This window comes from Rhizobacter sp. P3_B12 (assembly GCF_056402895.1).
On sequence record NZ_JBFUGN010000890.1, the window covers coordinates 1 to 2563 of the forward strand.

General features: G+C 72.4%; 3 protein-coding genes. All 3 read right to left on the minus strand.

The features are described from left to right. Positions 1-82: 82 nt before the first annotated feature. Complete coding sequence (locus AC1D01_RS29610) at positions 83-946, minus strand: dienelactone hydrolase family protein (protein WP_477872798.1); 864 nt, start codon at positions 944-946, stop codon at positions 83-85. Then, the gene (locus tag AC1D01_RS29615; RefSeq protein WP_477872800.1) at positions 943-1662 is read right to left on the minus strand and encodes an NMCC_0638 family (lipo)protein; all 720 of its coding nucleotides are present in this window, start codon (positions 1660-1662) and stop codon (positions 943-945) included. The genes AC1D01_RS29610 and AC1D01_RS29615 overlap by 4 nt, the downstream gene beginning before the upstream one ends. 129 nt (positions 1663-1791) lie before the next feature. Continuing rightward, on the minus strand, positions 1792-2319 hold the full coding sequence (locus AC1D01_RS29620) for a GNAT family N-acetyltransferase (RefSeq protein WP_477872802.1): 528 nt from the start codon (positions 2317-2319) through the stop codon (positions 1792-1794). Positions 2320-2563 lie beyond the last annotated feature (244 nt).

The following is a 2563-nucleotide window of genomic DNA, read 5'->3' on the forward strand; positions in this document are numbered from 1 at the left end:
AGCGGGCCGAGCGCCGGGCCGCCCCAAGCCGGCCCGCATCCCCTCGGGGGATCGGCCGACGTACCCGTCGGCCGAGGGGCCGTCATTTCGCCCAGGGCGCGATGAATGCGAGCAGGCGCCGCTGCGAGCGCTGCAGCGCCTCGGGGTTGCCGCCGACGTGCACGCCCTCGCCGGGATGCAGCCCGTTCGGCACCTCCTTGCGCACGCGCACCGGCGCATGCGAATCGAAGCCGTGGTACGCGCCGGCATAGGCCTCGATCTGCACGGCCGGCGAGCCCGCGCCGCTGTCGATCGCGGCCTGCGCCGCGAGGGCCTGGCAAGGCGCGGCGGGCGTCCAGTCGTCGGCCTCGCCCACCAGCACCAGCAGCGGTGTCGACGGCTGGTAGCCGCGCCGCAGGTCGGCCTCGCAGCCCGGGTAGAAGGCCACCGCGAAGGCCGGCCGTAGCGGCGCCTCGCGCACCTCGCGCTGCCGCAGGTTGGTGGCCGACAGCACGGTGCTGCCGCCGTTCGACCAGCCGACGAGCCCCAGCCGCTGCGCATCGACGTCCGGCCGCTGCGCGAGCCAGTGCAGCGATGCGAGCGCATCGAGCCGGCGATTCGCCTGCGTCACCTGGCGGGTGCCGATGCGCTGCGTGCACAGCTCGGTCTCGCCGCGTGGCGTCAGCGAATCCACGACCAGCGCGTGCATGCCCTGGCGGTTGAAGAACTCTGCGTACTCGCGCATGCGCGCGCCGAGCCGGCCACGGTGGTCGTACGGACCGCTGCAGCCGTGCAGCAGCACGACCGCCGGGGCTTGCCGCCGGTCGGCGCCGAACCACCAGGCCTTCAGCGTCACGACCTGGCCGCCGTGGCGATCGAGACTGTCGAAGGCGACCTCGGTCTGTGCGTGCACACCCAGCACCGCGGCACATCCCGCCGCGGCGACCAGGCGCAGCCAGCGTGTCATGGCTTCACGCCGTCGGGCGAGATGCCGGTCGCCGGCGGCAACGGCGAGAAGTGCAGCGCCTGCGTGCCCGGCGCAGCCGTCAGCGTGGTCACCGAGCCGATGCCGAAATCCTGCGAGCCACCGACGCGCCGGTAGCGCCACTGCATCTGGCTGCGCCAGGCGCCCGAGCGCTCGATGTTGCGTTCCGCCTGCAGTTGCACGCGGGCGCCCTTGCCGCCGAGTTCGCCGGTCAGCTCGACGACGGCCAGCCGCAGGCCCGGTCCGGACACGCGCTCGGCCCACACCATGCAGCGCGCCCCTTGCGCGGCCACCAGCAGCACCCGGCTGTCGCTGCCGGGCGCGGCGAGCACCGAGCCGGGCTCGCCGGCCAGCAGTTCGTCGGTGGAGCCGCGCATCGGGTCGACCGGGAAGAAGCCCTGGGCGAGTGCCCAGTCGACCGCGGCGGCGGCCTGGCCCTCGGTCTGCACGCAGGCGTCGCGGAACAGGCGGGCCACGGCGCGCGGGTCGGCCCAGATCGAGCGCAGCGCCGCGCTCTCGGGCGCCGGCTCGGCATCGGCGGGCGGGGTCGTCAGCGGCGTCGTGACCAGTTCCGCTGCCGATTTCACCGGGTACGTCACCGCCGGTTCCACCACCGACGGTGCCACCGACTGAGCGATCGACAGACCCGGCAGCGCCGCCCACAACGCAAGCGTCGCCGCCTGCCCGATGTCCGCCAAGACGGATCGACTTCCTCTGACCATGCTCACGCCCTGACCTTCCGTTGCTGCCGCGTTGCCGAGGGCGAGATGGTCGCACAGGCGTGCGGCGACGGGGCGAGGATGACGCTGGAGTTCCCGCGCCGCCCCTCAGCTGACCGCGATGCGCGGCGGGTTCGGATGGAAACGCACCATCGCGTGCGCATCCACATACTGCCCGTCGCGCAGCGCGTAGCCCTTGAACGTGCCTTCGATCTCGAAGCCGAACTTCCGGTAGAGGCGCAGCGCGGCGGGGTTGTCGGTGAAGACGGTCAACTCCATGCGCAGCGCGCCGGCCCAGTTGTCCGCGTAGTCGCACATCGCGGCCATCAGCGCGCTGCCCACGCCCTGCCCTTGCGCCGACGGGGCGACCGAGATGCCCAGCACCAGCGCGTGCCGCCGGCGCGTCTGCGGCCCGACCGGGTGCAGCCCCGCGGTGCCCACCACCTCGCCATTCAGTTCCGCCACCAGCGGCAGGTCGGTCTTGCCCGGTGCGCAGGTGTCGGTGAGCCGCGCCTTCCAGGAGTGCGCATCGACATGCGGCATCTGCAACAGGCCCGGGAACACCTGCGGATCGCCCATGATGCGGGCGTAGGCGGGAGCGTCATCGGGGCAGGCGCGCCGGATCGTGATCGTCATGCAAGTGACCTGTGTCAGTTGTGAAGTGCCCGCGCAGCTTACCTGCCCGCTGGCTTCGGGTCGACGTACGACCGTTCGGTTACGGGGGCGCACTCGCCTGCGTGCGGCATGCACACTGGCTTCACGATCAGACACCAGCACACGCCCTGCCACCGTGAACACCACCACCACTTCGAATGAGTTCCTGTCCGAGATGTCCCTGTTGATGGGGCTGCCGCAGGGCGGCGCCACTGCGTTGCAGGAC

Excerpts from the sequence above, each read along its gene's own strand:
- AC1D01_RS29620 (WP_477872802.1), bottom strand. The coding sequence starts at position 2,319 with ATGACGATCACGATCCGGCGCGCCTGCCCCGATGACGCTCCCGCCTAC.
- AC1D01_RS29610 (WP_477872798.1), bottom strand. The coding sequence starts at position 946 with ATGACACGCTGGCTGCGCCTGGTCGCCGCGGCGGGATGTGCCGCGGTG.